Below are 22,691 nucleotides of genomic sequence, written 5' to 3'. Positions count from 1 at the left end.
TGTGTTTCCATATGCCCTTGCAGGCTTTAACTTTTCTTTTAGTTTTTAGTTAGGTAATGTGCTTGTAACGTACAGCTGCCGCATATGTTACAATGATGATGCCAATAGGGTTACTTACGGGCGTCACTCATCTTTTTCAGGAAGCTGTACAGATCGTCCATGGTCTTGATCCGGTCTACTACTAACATAAAGTTCTTTCCTACCTGCTTCAGTTTTGCATTGTTGGTGCGCGTCTGTATATAAGACAGGATATGCTGGAAAGTGGGGGATTCGAAATACGGGCTATCGGGATTATTTATAAAATAACAACGTAATTTTTCTTCTTTGAGGATCATCTTTTCAAAACCTAACGCTATCGCTTCCCAACGGGTACGGATGGTGGTGAACAGATCTTTTACAGGTGCAGGTACGGGACCAAAACGGTCTTCGAGCCCTGCTTCGAATTCTACGAGTTTGCTTTCCAGCGTGATGTTATCTAATTCCTGGTACAAGTTTAAACGTTCCTGGATGCTTTCTATATATGAATCGGGAATAAGTATCTCCAGATCCGTATCGATGGTACAATCGCTGATGAAATCTTTCTTCTCTTCCAGCTGCTCTTTGAAGAGGTCTTTGAAGTCGGTTTGTTTTAATTCGCGGATGGCTTCGTCCAGAATTTTTGTGTACATGTCGAAACCGATCTCTGAAATGAAACCACTTTGTTCACCGCCTAATAAATTACCGGCTCCACGGATGTCCAGGTCGCGCATGGCTATCTGGAAACCACTGCCTAATTCACTATGCTGTTCCAGTGTTTGTAAACGTTTGCGGCTATCTGCAGGTAATGTGCTCATGGGTGGCGCGAGCAGGTAACAGAATGCTTTTTTATTGCTTCTTCCTACACGGCCCCTTAACTGGTGCAGATCACTGAGACCAAAATGATTGGCGCTGTTGATGATGATGGTGTTGGCATTGGAAATGTCCACACCGCTCTCTACGATATTGGTACATACCAGCACATCGTATTTGCGATCGATGAAATCCATGATCACCTGTTCCAGTTGATGTCCTTCCAGTTGGCCATGTGCGGTAGCAATGGAAAGATCGGGACAAAGTTCCTGGATCAGGCCGGCCATTTCACGTAAGCCGTTTACACGGTTATGAATGAAGTATACCTGGCCGCCACGTTCTGTTTCGTAATAGATCGCATCACGGATCAGGTCTTTGTCAAATACATGTACCTCTGTTTCAATTGGCTGGCGATTGGGAGGGGGGGTATTGATCACAGACAGATCACGCGCGCCCATCAGGGAGAACTGTAATGTTCTTGGGATAGGCGTTGCGGTGAGGGTGAGCGTATCTACGTTTACTTTGAGCGTTTTCAGTTTTTCCTTTGCAGTAACACCAAACTTCTGTTCTTCATCTACAATCATTACGCCAAGGTCTTTGAACTTCACTTCTTTTCCTAACAGGGCATGTGTGCCGATAATGATATCGATCTTACCTTCTGCGAGTCTTTGCAGTGTTTCCTTTTTCTCTTTGGCGGATTTAAAACGATTGATATAATCTACGGTGCAAGGGAAATCTTTTAACCGTTCTGAGAAAGTTTTGTAGTGTTGGAAAGCGAGGATAGTAGTAGGAACCAGTATGGCTGCCTGTTTTCCATCCACTACTGTTTTCCAGGCAGCACGAACGGCTACTTCTGTTTTACCAAAACCTACGTCGCCACATACCAATCTGTCCATTGGAGAGGGTGATTCCATATCCCGCTTCACATCTGATACTGCTTTGCTTTGATCTGGTGTGTCTTCGTATATAAATGAAGATTCCAATTCTGTTTGCAGATAGGTATCAGGTGCATGCGAAAATCCCTGTTGGGCTTTACGCGCGGCGTATAATTTGATGAGGTCTTTCGCGATATCTTTTACCTGCGTTTTAGCTTTCTCTTTCAGTTTATCCCATGCATCGCTGCCGAGTTTATTTACTTTGGGAGAAACACCTTCTTTGCCGGTGTATTTGCTGATCTTATGGAGTGAGTTGATGTTCACATACAAGAGATCGTTATTCTTGTAGATGATGCGGATGGCCTCCTGCATCTTTCCATTTACTTCGATCTTCTGTAATCCGCTGTACATACCTACGCCGTGATCGATGTGTGTCACGAAATCGCCGGACTGCAACTCTCTCAGGGTTTTCAGGGTAATGGCTTTGTTCTTGTTGTAAGCCTGTTTCACCTTGAATTTGTGGTACCGCTGGAAGATCTGGTGATCTGTGTAACACACTACTTTCAGATCGTTATCGATAAAGCCGGCGCTGATGGCAACGGGTACAGGAGAGAAGCTGAAATCTGCTTTCAGGTCTTCGAAAATACTTCTTAACCGCTCTAACTGGCGAGGGTTTTCTGCAAAGATGAAGAGGGCTGATCTATTAGCATTATGTTTAGCCAGGTCTTTGATCAGCAGATCAAACTGGCGGTTGAATACGGGTTGTTGTGTTGTGTTGAAAGCAATGGATTGAACGGCAGCAGGAACTTTTTCAAAATTGAAATGAGAACCGAATACAATACATGGACGCTTTAACAGCTGTTCCATCATTACATCGCCTTTTACGAAATCTTCTTCGCCTAACAGCAGTTCTTCCTCTTCTCCTACTTTTACTTTCTGGCCGGTTCGCAACCAATCCTCCAAACGTTGTTCCATCTGGTTGATCACGCCTTGTACGTAAGCAGGGTCTTTGATCCATACTACGGTGTTTTCCGGCAGGAATTCCGGTAAGCCCATTTTAGTGTGGGTGACGGCGCGTGTATCCATGTTGGCGATCAGCGTTACCTGGTTCAGCTTTCTTTCGCTGAGCTGGGTTTCCGGATCAAACAGGCGGATGGAATCCACCTCTTCGCCAAACAATTCAAAACGGTAAGGTTTTTCATTCCCGAAAGAATAAATATCCAGGATGCCACCTCTCACTGCATACTGGCCGGGGCCATATACAAAATCGGAATGTTCAAATCCCCATGCCACCAGTTTCTGTAACAGCTCATCTACTTTGAGTGTTTCGCCTACTTTCACATGGATCATGTTGGCGTTGTAGGCAGTGTTACCTGCTACTTTTTCAAAGAGTGCTTCCGGATAAGTGACGAGGATCTTTTTATGAACATGCTGACCGGTGAGTTTCATCAGCGCTTCTGTACGAAGCATACTATGACTGCTGTTGAATTCCTGGAACTGACCTGTTTTTTTGAAAGAATCGGGGAAGTAGAAAAGGTCCAGCGCTTGTGTGAGCTGTTCCAGATCATTATGGAAATAAGCGGCTTCTTCTTTATCGTTGAGGATGAACAGGTGATTCACGTCTGCACTGTTCCAAACGGTGGCGCCAACAAAAGTGGCGGCGCTGCCGGAAAGACCCGTGAGGTGAAAATATCCGGGGCGGGGCAATAGGATCCCGGCCGCCAGTGATTTCAGGCGGGAATCTCGCTCGTATAACTGTAAAACACCCTGCAAATTCATGAAGATGGCAAAGATAAGGCTTTTTGCCTTGCGGGAGGCAGGGTAGCTTATTTCATATATTGTCGTTTTTTATGTAAATTGATTGAACTGATAAGGAAGCTTTGAACATTTTACATAAATCCTATATACATGCCCGAGAAATGGTTTACTGGCGTGGTAACAAAGATTGTGGAAGAGACGTATAACACAAAAAGGTTCTGGATCCGCGTTCCCGATAGAAGTTCTTTCGATTTTAAACCTGGTCAGTTTGTAACCCTGGACCTGCCGATCCACGAAAAAATGAACAAACGATGGCGTAGTTATTCCATTGCTTCTCATCCAAACGGGACGAATGAAATAGAGCTGGTGATCGTGTTGCTGGAAGGCGGGCCTGGTTCCACTTATCTCTGCACACAAGTTACAGAAGGTACGGAACTTACGATGCGTGGCCCCCTGGGTGTTTTCACACTGCCGGAAGTAATGGAAAAAGACATTTTCTTTATCTGTACAGGAACAGGGATCGCCCCTTTCCGCTCTATGTCTCACCACCTGCATAATCATGGCATTGTTCATCCCAACATCTATCTCATTGCCGGCTCCCGTTATGAAAAAGATCTTTTGTATAAGGAAGAAATGATGAAATTGCAGGCAGATATGCCGGGCTTTCAATATCTCCCTACTTTATCAAGGGAAGAATGGACCGGCAGAAAAGGGTATGTACATGCTGTGTATGAAGAATTACTGGCAGATAAAAGGCCGGCTAATTTTTTCCTCTGCGGATGGAAAGCGATGATCGATGAAGCGAAGCAGAAGATCATAGCTATGGGGTACGACCGACATGATATTCATCTTGAACTGTATGGATAATATGTTGAATTACCGTGAGTCTTTTGCAGTTGCGCCGCAGCTGAAGCCATATATTGAAAGCTATATGCACATTTCAGGGGATAGTGCCATCCCTTCTAAAAGTATCCTTCCGCGACCAGGCACAACACTCTCTTTTGATTTTTCCGGTAAATACTATAATGATGATACCTTCCTGAAAACAGCGCTCAGCGGATTTCATGAGCGGCCTTACAGGATCAGCTCCACCAACGATTCTACGGATTGCGTGGTGGTAAAGTTCACGGCCTTTGGGTTGAGCAGGTTCACTTCCATGCCCATGTCTGAACTGACTAACCAGGTTGTTGATGCGGTTAATATTTTTGGACATGAGCTGCATTCATTTTATCATCAGTTAAAAGAAGCTCCTAATCGAATTCCTTTACTGGAGGATTTTTTATTGAAATATTTTAAAACACCTTCCCAGATAGATACCGCTATTTTTACTGCCACTTCTTTACAGGATATCCCTTTAAGCATCCGGCAAACGGAACGGCGTTTCAAACACCTGGTAGGTGTTGATCTGCAAACGTATATCCGCATTTGCCGTTTTGATAAAGCCAAAACCCTTCTCCTCCATAAAAATCCAACCCGCCTCACGGATGTTGCATATGATGCCAACTACTTCGATCAGGCACATTTTTCCAACGAATTCAAAAGGCTAACGGGTGTAAGACCCGGTAAATACAATGCCTGCGGTGATGCCATGTTTGCGGATGCGAAACCGAAAGATGTCGTTCTCATACAATTCTAAAAATGCGGGCTGAGGTATGTTTGTAAAAAATTACGAACATGGATACTGGCTTAGCAGCAAAAACAATCTTTATTACGGGTGGCAGCAAAGGCATTGGAAAAGCCGCCGCGCTTGCTTTTGGAAAAGAACCCGGCGCCCGTGTGGCCATCAGTTATTTCCAGGATAAACAAGGAGCAGATGCTATTGTTGAAACCATCCGCGCAGCTGGCGGAGAAGCCATGGCGGTATATTTAAGCCTTGGTGACCGCGATAGCATCCAGCAGGCAGTGGATCAGATCATTCAACAATGGAAAAGCATTGACGTGCTGGTCAATAATGCGGTACAATGGGGCCCTAAGGAATATCGCGGGAAAAGTTTTGAAGAAATTCCGCTTACCGTTTGGGAGGAATTGATCACGACGAACCTTTTTGGTGCGGTAAGGCTCACACAATTAGTGGTACCGTTTATGCGTGAACGTAACTGGGGAAGGATCGTGAATGTTTCCAGTGATCTGGCTTTTGATAGTATGAGAGGATCTGGTGCTTACAGTACTTTGAAATCTTCGCTTATTGGTTTTACGGCTAACCTGGTGGAAGAATATTCACAGTATGAAATTTTAACCAACACGGTGTTGCCCAGCTGGACACAAACAGAAAGAGCGCTGACGGTTTTTCCGGCTAAGGTGCATGAATTATCCAAGGCGGCTTTTCCTACTAAAAGAGTTACACAACCGGAAGATGTAGCCAATACCATCTTGTTCCTTTGCTCTGCAGCGAATGGTCATGTGAATGGAGAAACGATCAGGGTTACTGGGAAAGTGTCATTGCCTTTCATGAGTTATATGTTCCGGCAGGCTCTTCAGTGAATATCACTCACAACGGGCGCACTTTCGTATGCATTCTTTTCATACACGGTTAATTTGCTGTACCCATTCAATTTGTTGAAAGTATAACTGGCACGGATATGCATCAATATATCCTTATCCATACCATACATAGCTGTTAAAGGATTCTTTGGGAAAGAAGCATTTTCCTTTTTATCAAAGATCACAATGAAATGAAAAATGCCGCTTTTGAAACCCGCCTTCTTTTCCGTACAGAACTTTTTCAGTACTTCCGGATTGATAGAATCATTGTAAGCATATAACAGCATTTCATTACTTTCTTCCTGTTTGGTTTCGATGTATTGATAGGGATATTTATTGACGGGATGCGGGTTTCCACAGCTGAATACAACTGCAATAGCTAAAAGGAGTCTAAGCTTCATTGTTAGGGTCTTAAGTTTTGTCTTCCCCTAAAATAGAAATTAAAATGCGCATAAAAAAGGCCGGATGTGTTATCCGGCCTTTTTTAATATCTATTCGAGGATCTTTTTCATCACTAATTCTTTTACACTGGTCAGCGGAATCCTTTCCTGTTCCATGCTATCTCTATGACGAATGGTTACGGTGCCATCTTCTTTTGTCTGATGATCAATGGTTACACAGAAAGGTGTACCAATGGCATCCTGGCGACGGTAACGTTTTCCGATGCTATCTTTTTCTTCGTAATAACAGTAGAAGCTCTGTTTGCAATCTGCCATTAATTCCTTGGCTACTTCAGGTAAACCATCTTTCTTAGTAAGCGGGAAGATAGCCAGTTTGATGGGAGCCAGCTTAGCAGGGAATTTCAATACCACACGGCTATCCGGTTTTTCCGGTGTACCCAGGTCCTGCTCTTCATATGCTTCACTTAATACCATCAGGCAGCAACGATCTAAACCGATAGAGGTTTCTATTACGTAAGGAATATAATTCTGGTTGATCTCTGTATCGAAGTATTGCATCTTCTTACCGGAGAACTGCTGATGTTGTTTCAGGTCGTGATCTGTACGGGAGTGGATACCTTCCACTTCTTTGAAACCGATCGGGAAATCATACTCAATATCCACGGCTGCTTTTGCATAGAAGGCCAGCTTTGCGTGATCGTGGTATTGCAATCTCTTAGGATCAAGGCCAAGGCTCTTATGCCATTTCATGCGTTCTTCTTTCCAGTAGGCATACCATTCATCTTCAGTGCCAGGGCGGATAAAGAACTGCATTTCCATTTGTTCGAACTCACGCATGCGGAATACAAACTGGCGGGCAACGATCTCATTCCGGAAAGCTTTACCTACCTGTGCAATACCAAAAGGAATTTTCATCCTGCCGGTTTTCTGCACATTGAGGAAGTTCACGAAGATACCCTGTGCTGTTTCAGGACGCAGGTAGATCTCGTTGGCATCTTCTGCTACGCTACCCATTTGGGTAGAGAACATCAGGTTGAATTCCCGAACGTCCGTCCAGTTAACGGTACCGCTTACTGCACATTTGATCTTATTATCTTCTATCAGTTTTTTCAAACCGGCATAATCGTTTTCTTTCAGCAGGTTTTCCATTAACTGGATCATGGCTGTTTTCTCTGCTTCGGGCAGGGTGTCTGCATATCCTTCTATCAGGTGATCTACACGGTAGCGTTTTTTGCTGTCCTTGTTATCGATCATCGGGTCACTGAAATTATCTACGTGGCCGGAGGCTTTCCAGATAGTGGGGTGCATGAAGATGGCAGAATCGATCCCTACAATGTTTTCATGCATTTGCGTCATGCTCTTCCACCAATAATCGCGGACGTTCTTCTTGAGTTCTGCACCGTACTGGCCATAATCATATACCGCACTCAACCCATCGTATATTTCACTGGATTGAAAAATAAAACCGTATTCTTTACAATGCGAAATGATCGCCTGGAACTTGTTCTGATCTGTTGCCATAGTCGCGCAAAGATAAATTTGAAAATTGAAACAACGTATTGAATTAATATAGAAACTGTAATTTGCTAATTACTTGAGCTTTTCATTGTCTTTATGCCGGTTCGCATCCCGGATATCCTTCTTCTCGAAATTCTTTTCGAGGGCGGCAGTGAGGTCTACCCCGGTTTGATTGGCCAGGCAAACGAGCACCCATAATACATCCGCCAGTTCATCTCCCAGGTCTTTATTTTTGTCGGATTCCTTGAAGGACTGGTCCCCGTATTTGCGGGAAATAAGCCGGGCTACTTCTCCCACTTCTTCTGTGAGTATAGCCATGTTCGTTAGTTCTGAGAAATATCGTACCCCTGTGGTTTTGATCCACTGGTCTACACGTTCCTGGGTTTCTTTGATGGTCATATTATTCCCGGTTTTTTGTATCTATTATAATGGTAACGGGCCCGTCGTTGAGGAGAGCTACTTTCATATCTGCTCCAAATTCTCCGGTGCCGATGGTTTTGTCCATATCCTGTTCCAGCTGCGCCTTCATTTTTTCATATAAAGGAATGGCGATGTCCGGCTTGCTGGCTTTCAGATATGACGGCCGGTTCCCTTTTTTTGTGGAAGCATGGAGGGTGAACTGACTGACGAGGATGAGCCCGCCACCGGTTTCCAGTACGCTTTTGTTCATCACCCCGGCTTCGTCGTTAAAGATCCGCAGGTTTACGATCTTATTGCTCAGCCAGGAGATATCTTCTTCCCCGTCCGCATCCTCTATCCCCACCAAAACCAACAACCCTCCGTCTATGGCTGATTTCACCACTCCATTGATGGTAACGCTGGCATTTGTAACTCTTTGGATCACTGCTTTCATAATATCGCCGGATTCGGTTTACTTTTGTGTTTAAAGATAAGAAATGCTTTATGCTGGATGTAGCATCGGAAATTAAATTTAAAACAGCCCGTAGTGGTGGTAGTGGCGGACAGAATGTAAACAAGGTGGAAACCATGGTGGAAGGCTATTTTAATATTGCCGGATCTGACCTTTTAACGGAAGATCAGAAAACGCGGCTCCTTTTTAAACTGGGCGACAAACTTAATTCGGAAGGATTTTTGCAGGTAAGGTCGCAAACGGAACGCAGCCAGCTGGGCAATAAGGGGGAGGTGATCAAAAAGATGAACCATCTTTTGCAGCAGGCCCTGATCGTTCCCAAGAAACGCATCAAAGTAAAACCTACGAAGGCGATGGTAGAAAAACGGATCCAGTTTAAAAAGCGGTTGAGCGATAAAAAGAACAACCGAAGGAATAACTTTGGAAACGAATAAACAACGTTTATTTTTGAATCAAATTCAGCGCATTGGGAAATATTAAAAACCTGGCGGGTCAAACGCTTTGGTACGGATTACCTACTATTACGGCAAGATTCCTTAGTTTTTTCACTCAGATCCTCTTTACAGGTTTTCTGATCCCTTATGATTTTGGGCAGATGTCCCTGGTGTATCAGGTGATCCCCTTCCTGAATGTTATTTTCACTTACGGGCTGGAAACGAGTTATTTCCGGTTTGCACAAACCACGGATAAAGGCCGGCTGTATAATACGCTCAGTGTTTCCATGCTGGTGAGCACTTCACTCTTCACCTTTTTCCTGATAGCCAGCGCGGGCCCCATCGCGGCATTGTTAAAGATGCCCAACCATGCGGATTTCATATATTATACTTCTATTATCATTTTCCTGGATACCCTTACTACTTTACCCTTTGCACGGATAAGGCAGGAAGGCCGGCCAAAAAAATATGCCTTCATCAAACTGATGAATGTGGTGTCCATCCTCGTTTTCTCCATGCTCTTCCTGGTGGCCTGTCCTGCATTGAAGAAAAGCCATCCGGGATTGATGAGCTGGTTTGATCCCAACTACGGTGTGGGTTATATCCTGATAGCGAATTTACTGGGCTCCCTGCTCACCATGATATTATTGACCACAGAGATAAAAGCCATCCGCTGGCATTTTGACGGAACGCTCTGGAAAGAAATAATGCGTTACAGCCTTCCCCTGGTGATCGTTGGTTTTGGCGGGATGATCAATGAGCTCATGAGCCGGCTCTCTTTTACTTATTTATTACCGGGCGCACAATTTGACGTGCAGGGGATCTTTTCTGCGAACTATAAGCTGGCATTACTGATCGTTATTTTTATACAGGCCTTCAAAATGGCGGCGGAACCGTTCTTTTTTAACCTGAGTAAAAATGAGGACGCCCGGCTCACCTATGCCAGGATCATGAAATTCTTTGTGATCGTTTGTGGGGCTGTGTTCCTGGGGGTAGCGCTTTTCCTGGATATCTGGAAAATACTGATCACCACCAAAAATGCATCTTATGCGGATGCCCTTGATATTGTACCTATTATTACCATGGGTACGGTTTTCCTGGGGATCTATTATAACCTCACCATCTGGTATAAATTGACCAATCAGAATATGATCGGGGCCTATATCACCATTGCCGGTGCTGTGATCACCATTTTACTCAATATCTGGCTGATCCCCAGGTTCGTTTATATGGGCGCTGCCTGGACCACCTTTATCTGTTATGCTTTTATGATGGTGGCCTCTTACCTGTTTGGGCAGAAATATTATCCTGTTCCCTACGCCGTAGGCAAACTCCTTTCCTACCTTGGACTGGCAACGGTTATTTACCTGGTACATCATTATATACGTTCCATCCATCCGGGTATCTGGACTGTCCACGCAGCCGGGGTATTGGGTGTAGGTATATACGGAGGGGTTATCCTCTTTATGGAAAGGGCTGAATTTGGCAACCTCCTCTCCCGCTTACGCAAAGCGGGTTGAGGGATCTTCCGGAACGAAAGGGTTGTGTTTTTTCTCAAAACCTATGGTGGTGGTGGGTCCGTGACCTGAATAAACAACGGTATCGTCCGGCAGTTTGTACAGTTTCTCCCGGATACTGCTGGTTAATACTTCTAAATTACCTCCCGGAAAATCGGATCGGCCAATACTTTGTTTAAATAACACATCCCCTGAAATCACAAAACCCTGTTTGGCGTTATAGAAAGAAATGCTGCCGGGGGAATGGCCGGGGGTGAGTAAAACTTCCAGTTCATCCTCTCCCAGGATCACTTTATCCCCTTCTTCCAGGTAAGATGCCGGCATGGGGGATGGTTCAAAAGGTATGTTATACATCAGGCCGGACTGGCTGGAACGATCCAGTATCACCTGGTCTTTCTGGTGAATTTCCAGCCCTACGTTAAAGGTCTTTGCCACCAGCTGGTTGCTGAAAATATGATCAAAATGGCAGTGGGTATTCAGCAGGCGGGCAACGTTCAGTCCATTATCCCGTATAAACTGTAAGAACTCATCCCGTTCATTTTGATAATAATAGCCCGGGTCTATAATGATACAGTCCTTTTTTTCGTTTATAAGGACGTACGAGTTTTCCTGAAGGGGATTGACCGTGAAATATTTGATTTCAAACATTGTTGACCGATTTTTGCTAATTTTAATTTAGAACACAATATTATCAATACTTTCCGTATGAACCGATTTATTACCAGGTCATTCTTTTTCTTCATTATCCTATTGATTGGCACGTTTCACGTTAAGGCTCAGACTAATACGGTAGAGTTTGGCCAGAATCGTGTTCAGTTCAAGAACTTCAAGTGGCGGTACTATACCACCAGGCATTTCAACACCTATTTTTCACAAAATGGGCTGGAGCTTGGTAAGTATGTAGCGCAGGCTGCTGAAAAGGAATTGCCCGGCCTGGAGGAATTCATGGAATATACCTTTCGTCAGAAAGTGAATATTGTGGTGTACAATAACTTCGGGGAGTTCAAGCAATCCAATGTAGGAATAGGGATCGAATGGCAGAATACGGGTGGGGTGACCAAACTGGTGGGAAATAAACTCCTGGTATATTTTGACGGGAACCACGAAAACCTCCGCCGCCAGATCCGTCAGGGTATTGCGCGGGTGATGCTGGAAACCTTACTTTTTGGTGAAGATATCGGGGAATTTGCCGGGAATGCGGTATTGATAGATTTCCCGAACTGGTTCACGGATGGCTTCATTGCCTATGCTGCGGAACATTGGAATTCCCAACTGGACGAAGAACTAAAAGGCGTATTCGCTACCAATAAATACACTTCTTTTAATAAACTGGCCTACGACAAGCCCTTGCTGGCGGGTCAGGCTTTCTGGTATTATGTGGAAAGCAAATACGGAAAAGATGCGGTGCCCTACCTGATGTATATTACCCGGATCAATCGCGGGCTGAAAAAGGGGTTTGAGCAGGTGCTGCACATGACCCCTAAAAAGGCCATGAAGGATTTCATGATGTACACCACAAAACGGTACCAGGAAGATAACCGCAAACGCCGTCAATATACCCGTGGTACTGGTGTGATCTCTAATGAGATCGGTAAATCCAACTTCTACCGCTACCAGGCTAATCCAAAGAACAGCATGTATGCGGTGATAGAATATCGCAAAGGGTTATACAAAGTAGAGATCAACCTGGGTTATAATACTTCCAAAGTATTGCTGAAAAGCGGGGTAAGACAATTATCCTCTAAACTGGATCCCAATTATCCATTACTGGCCTGGAACCAGAAAGGTAACCGCCTGGCGATTGTGTATGAGCATGAAGGTAAAACCAAGCTCATGGTGTATGACCTGATCACCAAACTAAAGATCTACCAGGACCTTCCGCAATTTGACCGGGTAATAGATTTCAAATACTTCTTTGAATTTGATAATTCCCTGCTCCTCTCTGCTGTGAAAAATGGTCATACGGACATTTTCACTTACAGTATCACGAATGGCAAGGTAGAACAGATCACCAACGATGTGTATGATGACCTGGATCCTTCTTTTGTGGCGTTCCCCGGCAAAAGTGGTATCATCTATTCCTCTAACCGCCCTTCACCAAAGGCGCGTGGCGGAGATACGGTGTTACCGCATAACCGTTACAATATCTTCCTGATAGACAACTGGAACAAGTCCTCCGAAAAACAAGTGTCTCAGTTAACAGACCTTGCTTACGGTAATGCACGCCTTCCGGTACAATATAATACTACGCACTTCACTTTTGTAAGTGATGTGAACGGGATCAATAACCGCTATGCGGGTTTCTTTAAAACAGAAAGAGCAGGTGTAGATTCCCTCTTCTTTGTAGGAGCGGAAATACTGCATAATCCTGACAAGGAGGAATTGGATTCTGCACTGGCAGAATATGGTTCTACTGCACCGGATTCTGTGCAGGCCATTACCATTACGAACGATTCCACTTACGTATTCCCGGTAACGAACTATCAGCATGGTATCAAGGAATCCCGTATTGCAGGAGACCAGGGAATGGTTTCTGAAGTAGTGCAGATCGGTGATTACAAACGCCTGTACAAACTGAAAGTGGATACCAATACGCTACGCAGAAGAAATGTGAATGCAAGGCCGACACGTTTCCGTTCGGCACAAATGCATGAGGACAGTCTTAAATTAGGATTGCCCAGTGTTTATAATCCAAAAGATACCTCCACGGCTAAACAAAACGATTTCTTCCAGAATGAATTTGGCAATGAGCCGAAAGATACGACGAGCCAGCAAACCATTGATGCCCGTGCTGCAAGGGATGAACCGCCTGTACTGAAACTGGCGAGACTGAGCAATTACAAACTCAAGTTCTCTTCAGATTACCTGGTGGCTCAGGTGGATAACTCTGTGCTCATGAGTAAGTACCAGGCCTTTGGTGGTAAACCATCGTCGCCCATCCGGTTAACGGATCCTATTAATGGATTGATCCGTATAGGAGTGAGTGACCTGATGGAAGATTACAAGTTCAGTGGCGCCTTCCGTATCCCGCTGGGATTGGATGGTACAGAGTATATGTTCTCTATGGCTTACCTGAAAAAACGGTTCGACTATAAGTTCACTTATTACCGCAAGGTAGATAAGGGTGATCTGCTGACGGATGAGGTGATCTATCCGGTGAAGAACAAAACAAACATCTACCAGGGAGAAGTGAGATATCCGTTTGACGTGGTGCGCAGCCTTCGTTTGATAGCTGGCATCCGCAGGGATGAACTGGAAATACTGGCCAACGATATCCCTTCCCTGAATCAGGAATCTTTTGTTCAAACTTACGCATTGGGCCGCCTGGAATATGTGCATGATAATACATTGAACCCGGCGATCAATATTTATAAAGGCACACGTTATAAGATCTATGGAGATCTGATGGCACAGATGTCCAGCAACCGGAACACGTTATTTGGACAGATAACGCCGAAGGGCAAACTGACCTATAACATGGGTATCGATGCAAGGCATTATGAGCAGATCCTGCGTAATTTCATCTGGGCAACCCGTTTCTCTGCAGACCTCTCCTGGGGTAGCAGCAAACTGGTGTACTTCCTCGGTGGGGTAGACAACTGGACGTTCACTCCGGCCATTCATCAGAACACCCCCATGACGCAGGATGCCAACTATGCATACCAAACCCTGGCGGTGAACATGCGTGGTTACAAACAAAACATCAAAAACGGTAATAACGTGATGTTGCTGAATACGGAACTGCGTTTACCGGTGTTCACTACTTTCATAGACAAACCGATCAACTCTGCTTTCCTCCGCAATTTCCAACTGACCACTTTCGTTGATATTGGTACTGCCTGGAACCAGAAGCTGAGCTTCAAGGATGCAAACTATACTACGTATACCAGTAACGATGGTTTGGTTGTAAGGATCAAAGAAGGATTCCTCGGACCATTTGTGGGTGGTTATGGTTTCGGCGCCAGGACTACATTGCTGGGTTATTTTGTGAAAGCAGATGCAGGCTGGCCAATGACCGGATTCTTCCGCGGAAAGCCACTGCTCTATATTTCAATGGGTGTAGATTTCTAACAATACTTGCTATAATTGAAGAAGGCTGTCTCCCGTTGAGGCAGCCTTTTTTTATGATATCTTAGGGAGGAAGATCAATGCTCCTGTTATGGCGGCGGCGATGGCAGCGATGAGCACAGCGCCTGCTGCAATATCTTTTATTCGTTTCACACCGGGATGTTGTTCCGGTGTGATGTGGTCCATGATCTTTTCAATAGCTGTGTTCAACATTTCGGTTAACCATACCATGGCCATTACAATGATCAGCACGATCCATTCCATTTGTGTGCAGTGCAGCCATATTCCTGCAATGATCACTGCTATCGTAGCTACAAAATGGATACGGCCATTTGGTTCACTGCGGAGGAATGATCTGATGCCGTTAAAGGCAAACCGGAAACTTTGCAGGCGTTTGAAAAACATACACTAGGAACTGAATTTGATCATTGCTTCCAATGCGGCCAGGTGGCCTTTGAAAGCTTTCTCTCCTGCTTTGGTAATAGAATAGGTGGTATTGGTCTTTCTGCCGATGAATCCTTTGTGGACTTTGATATAAGCACTTTCTTCCAGGGTGGAAAGATGGGAAGCCAGGTTGCCGTCTGTTACTTCCAGCATTTGTTTGAGGTCATTAAAGCTGACCTCCTCATTTACCATGAGCACGCTCATCACCCCCAGGCGAATGCGGCTTTCAAATATTTTATTCAGGTTACCGATCGGATTCATGACCATACTTTTTAGGGGATCAGGTGTTCATTATTCAGCCGGCACGCGTTCATATTTCCACCACATGAGGGTGCCGTAAATAATGTGCATCACACCAAAACCCAATGCCCAGAATAAAAGACCATGGTAGAGGTTGAACAGCGCAAGGATACCGAGAATGATCTCTGCATACCCCAGGTACCGTATATCCGTTACCGTGTATTTGCTGGCATTTACAAGCGCAAGGCCGTAAAACACAAGGCAGCTGGGCGCTACCAATGCCAGTTGGTTATTATATAACAATCCAAAGATAAATAATCCTCCTGCACCCAGCGGGATCATGAGGTTAAAAAATACTTTGCGGGCGGCGGCATCCCAAACCGGGAGGCCCTGCCGCCGGGCTTTTTTCCAGGTAAAGTAAAACCCGGCACTTAGTGCAGCTACCAGTACAGCTCCGGCAATCATGAGCAGGCGGATCACTAAAAGATCTCCCCCTCCCCGGGCTATTGAATCATAACTGCTCCTGTCCTCCAAAATATTCCAGGCAAAGTAGGCACCAACAAGTGCACTAATCCCGGCTCCTACTCCGCCAAGGCCGCTGAGAGAGATGAAACGGGTGGACCGTTCCATGATACGTTTAATGTCTGTGAGTGTGTCGAGATGTTGTTGCTCGTTCATAAGAAAAGCACTTTGTCCATCAAAGTTAAAAGAATATTTCAAAGTTTGGCATGTTATTCCGGATATAGGGGTAAAGGGGTAGCAGGGCCGTCTATGTTACATGTGCTCTTTTATCCTAAATATTTGTTATAAAAGTGTCGCTTTTACACGTGCTTTAACGTATTTAGTGTGAATTTATCTAATTTGCTGCCTGTATGACCGGCTGGAAACGAACCATAGCTTTTGTTATTTGCATCATCAGCTTCTTACCCCTTAGCGCTCAATATAAGATCAGTGGAATTGTTAAGGATGCGCATACCGAGGAACTGATCCCGTTTGCAACCTTACAGTTTGTTGGCACCAACACCGGCATGGTTACAGATGCGGAAGGCCGTTTTGTTTTTGATCTTCCCGCTATCCCTTCTGATTCCTTGCTTATAAGAGTAATGGGCTACCGCAGAACGGTACTGTTTGTAGATAAAAATTTAAAGGAACAGGTCCTCAACTTTGAGATCAGCCGCTCTGATGTTTCGCTGAAAACATACGAGATAAAAGCTAATGTAAATTTTGCGCTGGTATTGCTCCGCCAGATCATCCGCAGAAAACCGGATAATAATTACGACCGCCTGGAGAGTTATAAATACGAGGTGTATAACAAACTGGAACTGGATATCAAAAACCTGAACACGGTAAAACTTTCCAGGAACCGCTTCACCAAACCTTTCTCTTTCATTCTGAAGAACATAGACAGTACGACGGAAAAACAGCCCTTCCTCCCCGTTTTCCTCACGGAAAGTATTTCTGATTACTATTATCAGAAAAGCCCGAAGAAAACGAAAGAAGTGATCAGGGCCAGCCGTACTTCCGGCCTGGATAATGAAAGTGTGACGAAGTTCCTGGGCGGTATGTACCAGAACATCAATGTGTACGATAATTACATCCCTGTATTCGATAAGAACTTTGTAAGCCCTATTGCCAGCAATGGCGCTTTATTTTACAACTACCGCATTACGGATACACAATACATCAGCAATCACCGTTTCATCAAATTAAACTTTGAGCCCCGCCGCAAAGGAGAGAATGTGTTTATTGGAGAAGTATGGGTACAGGATTCTACTTATGCTGTGCAGAAAATGACGTTGTCCGTTCCGGGTGATGCGAATATTAATTTTATCCGCAAGATCAGCATGGTACAGGAATACAAACAATTTGCGGATAGCAGCGGATGGTTCCTGGCAAAGGATAAATTTATTGTAGACTTCTGGACGCCGAGCCCCAAGCCTACTAAAACCATTGATTTTATTGGCCGTAAAACAACCTCTTACGAAAACGTGATCGTGAACGATACGGCGGCTACGAATATCTTTACGGAGAGGCGTTACCCGCAGAATATTGTGGTAGCAGATAGTGCCAGTTTACGCCCTGATTCTTTCTGGGCCAATAACCGGCACGACAGGCTGAGCAAGAATGAACAGGCTATCTATAACATGGTGGATACTTTGCAGAAGATCCCCCTGTTCCAGAAATATTCCAATACGATCCGTTTCCTGGCAACGGGATATAAACCTTTCGGGCCATTGGAATGGGGTCCTTATTTCTACCTGTTCTCTCAAAACCAACAGGAAGGTTTCCGCCTCCGGCTGGACCTTGGTACTACGCCTAAATTCAACAAGGACCTTTATCTCAATGGTTACCTGGCCTACGGTTTTGGCGATGACCGTTTTAAAGGAAAGTTATCTGCACTCTGGCTGCTAAAACGCCATCCGCGCATGTACGTGTATGGTTCTTTTGTGCGTGACCTGGATAATGGCGCTACTTATTATGACGAAGTAGGAACGGATAATATCTTTTCACTGGCCATACGCAAACCGAATGTACCACAGAAATTTATGCTGGTAGATGAGAAACGGGCGGAGTTCTTTAAAGAATATTACTCTGGTTTCTCCCATCATGTTTCCGTGATACATAAACAGTTCCTGCCTTTTGCGCCCTTACCGGCAGGTGGTTTCTTTCACAGCAATGGAGAAGGGCTGGATCCATTAACGAATATGGAAGTGGCGGTGAAAGTGCGTTATGCTTTCCGGGAAGAATTCCTGGAAGGGAATTATTACCGTTATAGCCTGGGCAGTAAATATCCAATTGTGGAGTTTAAATACTCACTGGGCGTTAAGGGCATTTTGAAAAGTAATTACAACTATCAGAAAGCATCGTTCACTGTTTCTGATTATATCAAACTGCCTCCTTTTGGCAGTCTTTATTATAACTTCTTCGGCGGTAAGATATTTGGTTCTGCCATGCCTTATCCTTTACTGGAAATACATCCGGGTAATGAGATCTACTATTATAACAAGTATGCCTTCAACATGATGAACCGTTATGAATTCATCAGTGATCAATACGCCGGCTTCAACCTCGAACATACATTGGGCAGTGGTTTATTTAATTACATCCCTTTAGTACGTAAGTTAAAACTGCGTCAGTTCTGGACAGCGAAAGGTATGATCGGCAAACTTTCTGAGTCTAATAAAGCATTGAACCTGAATGCGGGTTATCCTTTCAAAACACTGCAAAGTCACCCTTACATAGAAGTAGGTACGGGTGTAGAGAACATCCTCAAATTTATCCGGATCGATTTTGTGTGGCGCTTAGCACCGAAGCCACTACCGGATGAACCTTATGAAAAAAGGTTTGGCATCTTCGGTAGTTTCCGGCTCCAGTTCTAGCTTGGGTAGCAAAGAAGTTGTGGTCTGTTAACAAACAATGGATGCTCATTGGTTTTTGGTTTTACGTTTTATCACGCTGTACCTAAATGATGCTGATGGATCTCGAGCTGCATTTCCATGAGCCGTTGAATAACCGCACTATTTTCCTGCACCTGCCGGCTGAGTGTTTCACAGATCTCTTTTAAGATGTTCAGCGATGCGTGTAAGATCTCTTTATCTTTTCTGAAGTAATGCAGTACCGCCAGTATGTTTATATCACTAAATGCGTCTGTGTTCTTTTTCTTATTTGCCAGGAATACCTCTTTTTCTGCGGGACCGAATAATTCAAAGACATGTACTTTGAAGATATCTGCTATTTCCTTTAACCGGTCTACGCTGAGGCGTTTTATATCATTACGCTCTATGTTTCCATACGCCGTTATGCCGATGTTCAGCTTTGCAGCCATGTATTCCTGCGTAACGTTCCTTTCTTCTCTCAATCTTCTGATGACAGATCCAGCATTCATGGGTTAACAATCATTTCTTGAAAATAAAATTAGGGGAAAGAAGAAACGCTTCCAAATGATATCGTCTGATTCGGAGAAAGTGTTTGTTTCAGACTACAGAATCTCACTCATTTCGATACTCAGCATATCATAATAACAAAAATGCGCTCATTTTGGGCGCATCGAAATCATGTAAGGGGGTAAAGGAAATTTATTTGAGGAATCTTTTGCCGATCCAGCGGAAGATCAAAGCACCAAATGCTGCGCCGGTTCCATCAGCTAATACATCCATGAGATCAAAACTTCTGTTGACCACGAGGTATTTTTGAATGAACTCTATAGCGAGGCCATATAAGGTAACGACCACTACAATGCTTAAGAGGCCCAGGCCGCTGAGGCTACCTTTTTGTTTGAAGATCCCGTATGCCAGCAGGATCACGGTTCCGCCAAACAGGATAAAGTGCACCACTTTATCCACATGCAGTTTGTCCAGGATCGAGATCTTAGGGATAGATGATCCGGGCATGGTGCATAAAAAAAGAATGAGAACGATCCAACCCATTGCTGGTAAGTAATAACGGATCGTTCTCATGCTAAATTTATTATGGGTATTTAATTCGTTCATATTTATTCTCCGATCAGTGCTTTGTAAGCATCTGCGGTTAACAATCCTTCTACGTCAGCAGGATTAGTTACTTCAATGGTCACCATCCAGCCATCGCCATATGGATCTGTATTCACGAGTTCCGGGCTGCCTTCCAGCTTTGGATTTACGGCGCCTACAGTACCTGTAACCGGCAGGAAGAGGTCAGACACAGTTTTTACCGCTTCTACGGTACCAAAGATCTCTTCAGCATTGAGTGTTTTACCGGTTGTGGTGATGTCCACAAACACGATATCACCCAGTTCACGCTGAGCAAATTCAGTAATACCCACTTTAGCAGTGTTCCCTTCTAACAAAACCCATTCGTGGTCTTTTGTGTAACGCAGTTGTGACGGAAAATTCATGTCAAGTTTGATTTTGAGCGGTAAAAATAAAGATTGTGCCGTGAATTATAAAAACTTCTTACTCCCGAATATGTTAAAATTCAATGATCAAAAGAAGAAGAACTTCCTTTTCAGGCGCACTTTCATGCGTATATCCTGTACGGGACGGTTGTTCTTATCTGTTTTCACACTGGCAATGCTGTCTACTATATTCAGGCCTTTGATCACTTCTCCGAAGATGGTGTAATTCTGGTCCAGGTGCGGTGTTCCGCCTATTGTTTTATATACTTCCCGCTGGTCTACCGGTAATTTCCGGCCACCCAGGCGGGTTTGCTCCAATGTGTCCAGCTGCCCATCCGTGAATTTCTTTCCCTGTACAATGTAGAACTGGCAACCGTCTGATGCTTTTGTTGGATTACCATCGCTTTCCCGGGCTGCAGCCAGCATCCCTTTTTTATGAAAGAGGTCCAGCTGGAATTCTGCCGGTACGCGGTAGCCTACTCCTCCGTTTCCTAATTCTGCGCCGGGTTTAGCGGTTTTAGAATCAGGGTCCCCACCCTGGATCATGAAATTTTTGATCACCCGGTGAAACAACAGGCTGTCGTAAAAGTGCTGTTTTACCAGTTTGATGAAATTGTTCCGGTGCAGGGGTGTCTGGTCATATAACTTTATCACCATGGTGCCGTATTCCGTGGTCACTTTCACTTTACGGTTACGCTGGGCGTTAACAGACCCGCAGAACAACAGGAAAAAAGACAGGAGTAGTGCTCTTTGCATATGGATAGTTTATTCTTCAAAGTAAGCGATCACATGTTCCTTCAGGAACCTTTCCTGCTCTTCCATGCCCATTTTGGGAACGGGTTGTACTTCTTTAAAATGCGGCCAGCCGTCTTTATCGCGGCCTTCCGGCTCAAAATATCCGCTCTGGCTCAACAGGGAACAAACAGCTATGTGCATGAGGTCCTGTTTCTGTTCTTTGGTGAATTTGGTTTTAGGGCTGTTCAGTTCCTGTATCCCGATCAATAAAAGCGTAGCTTCCATGTTCGGGGTTTTGCCGAAGCGTTCCGTGAGCATGTCTTCTACCTTTTTCCACCTTATCTTAAAATCATCCTGATCCATTTCTTTATTTTTTTTACTGGTTCTGACCTGCTAATCAAGCATATGGCATATAGATTGCAGGCCGGTAACGAACAGCAAATGTACGGTTTACATAAAAAATTGATGTAAATATCGCTGCCCTTTATTAAATTGGATTTTTTTTTAAACCATATCTTCCTACCGGGGAAGCTGTTCAAGGTGATGATTTAACAGCACTTTAACTGGGGTTACCCGCCATGGTGGTATGTTTAAAGAAGGGAATCAGTATTTTAGCAACCTCGAAATGTAAATACATGGAAAATACATCGTACGATATTAAACAACTAAACGAAAAGATCCACCAGGCCAGTTCTTTTGTTGATATCCTGAATATGGAGATCAATAAAGTGATCGTAGGGCAGAAGTACATGGTAGAACGTCTCATGATCGGATTGCTGGCTCAGGGGCATGTGCTCCTGGAAGGGGTGCCTGGTCTTGCCAAGACCTTATCCATCAAGTCTTTATCTTCTGCCATCAATGCCCGTTTTTCCCGGATCCAGTTCACACCGGACCTTTTACCAGCGGACGTTGTAGGTACCATGATCTACAATCAGCAAAAGAACGAGTTCGTGGTACGCAGGGGTCCTATCTTTGCCAACTTTATCCTGGCAGATGAGATCAACCGTGCCCCCGCCAAAGTACAAAGTGCCCTGCTGGAAGCGATGCAGGAAAGGCAGGTGACCATTGGAGACACTACTTTTAAACTGGATGAGCCTTTCCTGGTACTGGCTACCCAGAACCCGATAGAGCAGGAAGGAACGTATACTTTGCCGGAAGCGCAGGTAGACCGTTTTATGATGAAGGTGGTGATCGGTTATCCTACTAAAGAGGAAGAACGTCACATCATCCGTCAGAACCTGCAACCGGAAGGTAGTGTAAAGATCAATCCTGTGGTTGATCCGCAGGATATCCTGGAAGCCCGCAAACTGGTGCGCCAGGTGTATATGGATGAAAAGATCGAACAATACATTATTGATATTGTGTTTGCTACCCGTAATCCGGAAGATTACAAATTGGGCAAACTGAAACCGCTGATCTCTTACGGAGGTTCTCCACGTGCCAGCATTAACCTGGCCCTGGCGTCCAAAGCTTATGCATTTATGAAACGCAGAGGATATGTGATCCCTGAAGATGTACGCAGCATCTGTTTTGATGTGATGCGCCATCGTATTGGTCTTACTTACGAAGCGGAAGCGGAGAATGTGACCAGCGAAAACATCCTCAGCGAGATCCTCAACGCAGTTGAAGTGCCATAAGCGTGAATTAA

The 22,691-nt window shown here is 44.6% G+C and carries 21 protein-coding genes and 1 pseudogene; 8 read left to right on the top strand and 14 right to left on the bottom strand.

Features of this window, described 5'->3' with window-relative positions:
- Positions 1 to 110 precede the first annotated feature (110 nt).
- Entirely contained in the window at positions 111 to 3,482 is a 3,372-nt protein-coding gene (gene mfd / locus GFS24_RS28450; RefSeq protein ID WP_153665838.1) for a transcription-repair coupling factor, read from the bottom strand.
- 129 nt (positions 3,483 to 3,611) lie between these two features.
- Between mfd and GFS24_RS28445 the strand changes: the two genes are divergently transcribed.
- From GFS24_RS28445 to GFS24_RS28435, 3 genes are read left to right on the top strand one after another with little or no spacing between them, the layout of a single operon-like run.
- Positions 3,612 to 4,328 carry a ferredoxin--NADP reductase gene (locus GFS24_RS28445; RefSeq protein ID WP_153665836.1) on the top strand — a complete coding sequence of 239 codons (717 nt, stop codon included), beginning with the start codon at positions 3,612 to 3,614 and terminating at the stop codon, positions 4,326 to 4,328.
- Positions 4,321 to 5,097 carry a helix-turn-helix domain-containing protein gene (locus GFS24_RS28440; RefSeq protein ID WP_173003232.1) on the top strand — a complete coding sequence of 259 codons (777 nt, stop codon included), beginning with the start codon at positions 4,321 to 4,323 and terminating at the stop codon, positions 5,095 to 5,097. Before GFS24_RS28445 ends, GFS24_RS28440 begins: the two co-directional genes overlap by 8 nt.
- 38 nt (positions 5,098 to 5,135) lie before the next feature.
- Entirely contained in the window at positions 5,136 to 5,942 is an 807-nt protein-coding gene (locus GFS24_RS28435) for an SDR family NAD(P)-dependent oxidoreductase (RefSeq protein ID WP_153665832.1), read from the top strand.
- Here the strand turns inward: GFS24_RS28435 and GFS24_RS28430 are convergent.
- From GFS24_RS28430 to dtd, 4 genes are all read right to left on the bottom strand, one after another.
- Positions 5,936 to 6,343 (bottom strand): hypothetical protein, encoded by a 408-nt coding sequence (locus tag GFS24_RS28430; protein WP_153665830.1) that lies wholly within the window; start codon positions 6,341 to 6,343, stop codon positions 5,936 to 5,938. The two genes, GFS24_RS28435 and GFS24_RS28430, sit on opposite strands and share 7 nt — an antisense overlap.
- A 90-nt stretch (positions 6,344 to 6,433) precedes the next feature.
- Entirely contained in the window at positions 6,434 to 7,864 is a 1,431-nt protein-coding gene (locus GFS24_RS28425) for a glycine--tRNA ligase (protein WP_153665828.1), read from the bottom strand.
- Between the two features lie 69 nt (positions 7,865 to 7,933).
- The gene (locus GFS24_RS28420; protein WP_153665826.1) at positions 7,934 to 8,260 is read right to left on the bottom strand and encodes a nucleotide pyrophosphohydrolase; all 327 of its coding nucleotides are present in this window, start codon (positions 8,258 to 8,260) and stop codon (positions 7,934 to 7,936) included.
- Between the two features lies 1 nt (position 8,261).
- Positions 8,262 to 8,714 (bottom strand): D-aminoacyl-tRNA deacylase, encoded by a 453-nt coding sequence (dtd, locus tag GFS24_RS28415; RefSeq protein WP_153665824.1) that lies wholly within the window; start codon positions 8,712 to 8,714, stop codon positions 8,262 to 8,264.
- Positions 8,715 to 8,779: 65 nt separating this feature from the next.
- Between dtd and arfB the strand changes: the two are divergent.
- Positions 8,780 to 9,166: pseudogene (arfB, locus tag GFS24_RS28410) on the top strand (alternative ribosome rescue aminoacyl-tRNA hydrolase ArfB); the annotation flags it as partial.
- A gap of 32 nt (positions 9,167 to 9,198) precedes the next feature.
- Positions 9,199 to 10,686, top strand: coding sequence for a lipopolysaccharide biosynthesis protein (locus GFS24_RS28405; RefSeq protein ID WP_153665820.1), 1,488 nt, complete (start codon positions 9,199 to 9,201; stop codon positions 10,684 to 10,686).
- Here the strand turns inward: GFS24_RS28405 and GFS24_RS28400 are convergent.
- On the bottom strand, positions 10,669 to 11,331 hold the full coding sequence (locus GFS24_RS28400) for an MBL fold metallo-hydrolase (RefSeq protein WP_153665818.1): 663 nt from the start codon (positions 11,329 to 11,331) through the stop codon (positions 10,669 to 10,671). The genes GFS24_RS28405 and GFS24_RS28400 overlap by 18 nt on opposite strands.
- Before the next feature lie 57 nt (positions 11,332 to 11,388).
- Here GFS24_RS28400 and GFS24_RS28395 point away from each other — a divergent pair, with 57 nt between their 5' ends.
- Complete coding sequence (locus GFS24_RS28395) at positions 11,389 to 14,754, top strand: hypothetical protein (protein WP_253906628.1); 3,366 nt, start codon at positions 11,389 to 11,391, stop codon at positions 14,752 to 14,754.
- A gap of 51 nt (positions 14,755 to 14,805) precedes the next feature.
- Here the strand turns inward: GFS24_RS28395 and GFS24_RS28390 are convergent, their stop codons facing one another.
- The 3 genes from GFS24_RS28390 to GFS24_RS28380 are packed head-to-tail and all read right to left on the bottom strand — an operon-like array spanning position 14,806 to position 16,113.
- Positions 14,806 to 15,156 (bottom strand): diacylglycerol kinase family protein, encoded by a 351-nt coding sequence (locus GFS24_RS28390; RefSeq protein ID WP_153665816.1) that lies wholly within the window; start codon positions 15,154 to 15,156, stop codon positions 14,806 to 14,808.
- Between the two features lie 3 nt (positions 15,157 to 15,159).
- A complete protein-coding gene (locus GFS24_RS28385) occupies positions 15,160 to 15,456 on the bottom strand; it encodes a transcriptional regulator (protein ID WP_153665814.1) in 297 nt (98 codons plus the stop codon).
- 30 nt (positions 15,457 to 15,486) lie between these two features.
- Positions 15,487 to 16,113, bottom strand: coding sequence for a hypothetical protein (locus GFS24_RS28380; protein WP_153665812.1), 627 nt, complete (start codon positions 16,111 to 16,113; stop codon positions 15,487 to 15,489).
- Positions 16,114 to 16,307: 194 nt separating this feature from the next.
- On the opposite strand from GFS24_RS28380, the gene GFS24_RS28375 reads away from it, so the two are divergent.
- The gene (locus GFS24_RS28375; protein ID WP_153665810.1) at positions 16,308 to 18,815 is read left to right on the top strand and encodes a DUF5686 family protein; all 2,508 of its coding nucleotides are present in this window, start codon (positions 16,308 to 16,310) and stop codon (positions 18,813 to 18,815) included.
- Positions 18,816 to 18,886: 71 nt separating this feature from the next.
- Here the strand turns inward: GFS24_RS28375 and GFS24_RS28370 are convergent, their stop codons facing one another.
- The 5 genes from GFS24_RS28370 to GFS24_RS28350 form a co-directional block, all read right to left on the bottom strand.
- On the bottom strand, positions 18,887 to 19,321 hold the full coding sequence (locus GFS24_RS28370) for a helix-turn-helix domain-containing protein (protein ID WP_153665808.1): 435 nt from the start codon (positions 19,319 to 19,321) through the stop codon (positions 18,887 to 18,889).
- Positions 19,322 to 19,511: 190 nt separating this feature from the next.
- The gene (locus GFS24_RS28365; RefSeq protein WP_173003230.1) at positions 19,512 to 19,892 is read right to left on the bottom strand and encodes a VanZ family protein; all 381 of its coding nucleotides are present in this window, start codon (positions 19,890 to 19,892) and stop codon (positions 19,512 to 19,514) included.
- A gap of 35 nt (positions 19,893 to 19,927) precedes the next feature.
- Positions 19,928 to 20,308: a glycine cleavage system protein GcvH gene (gene gcvH, locus GFS24_RS28360; RefSeq protein ID WP_153665805.1), complete on the bottom strand. Its 381-nt coding sequence runs from the start codon at positions 20,306 to 20,308 to the stop codon at positions 19,928 to 19,930.
- An 87-nt stretch (positions 20,309 to 20,395) separates the two neighbouring features.
- The gene (locus tag GFS24_RS28355) at positions 20,396 to 21,064 is read right to left on the bottom strand and encodes a peptidylprolyl isomerase (protein ID WP_153665803.1); all 669 of its coding nucleotides are present in this window, start codon (positions 21,062 to 21,064) and stop codon (positions 20,396 to 20,398) included.
- A 9-nt stretch (positions 21,065 to 21,073) separates the two neighbouring features.
- Positions 21,074 to 21,406, bottom strand: a complete 333-nt coding sequence (locus tag GFS24_RS28350) for a hypothetical protein (protein WP_153665801.1) — start codon at positions 21,404 to 21,406, stop codon at positions 21,074 to 21,076.
- A 350-nt stretch (positions 21,407 to 21,756) separates the two neighbouring features.
- Here GFS24_RS28350 and GFS24_RS28345 point away from each other — a divergent pair, with 350 nt between their 5' ends.
- Complete coding sequence (locus tag GFS24_RS28345) at positions 21,757 to 22,680, top strand: AAA family ATPase (RefSeq protein ID WP_371731333.1); 924 nt, start codon at positions 21,757 to 21,759, stop codon at positions 22,678 to 22,680.
- Positions 22,681 to 22,691 lie beyond the last annotated feature (11 nt).

The organism is Chitinophaga sp. SYP-B3965 (assembly GCF_009647655.1).
GTDB lineage: Bacteria > Bacteroidota > Bacteroidia > Chitinophagales > Chitinophagaceae > Chitinophaga.
This window is presented reverse-complemented; position numbering and strand designations above follow the sequence as displayed.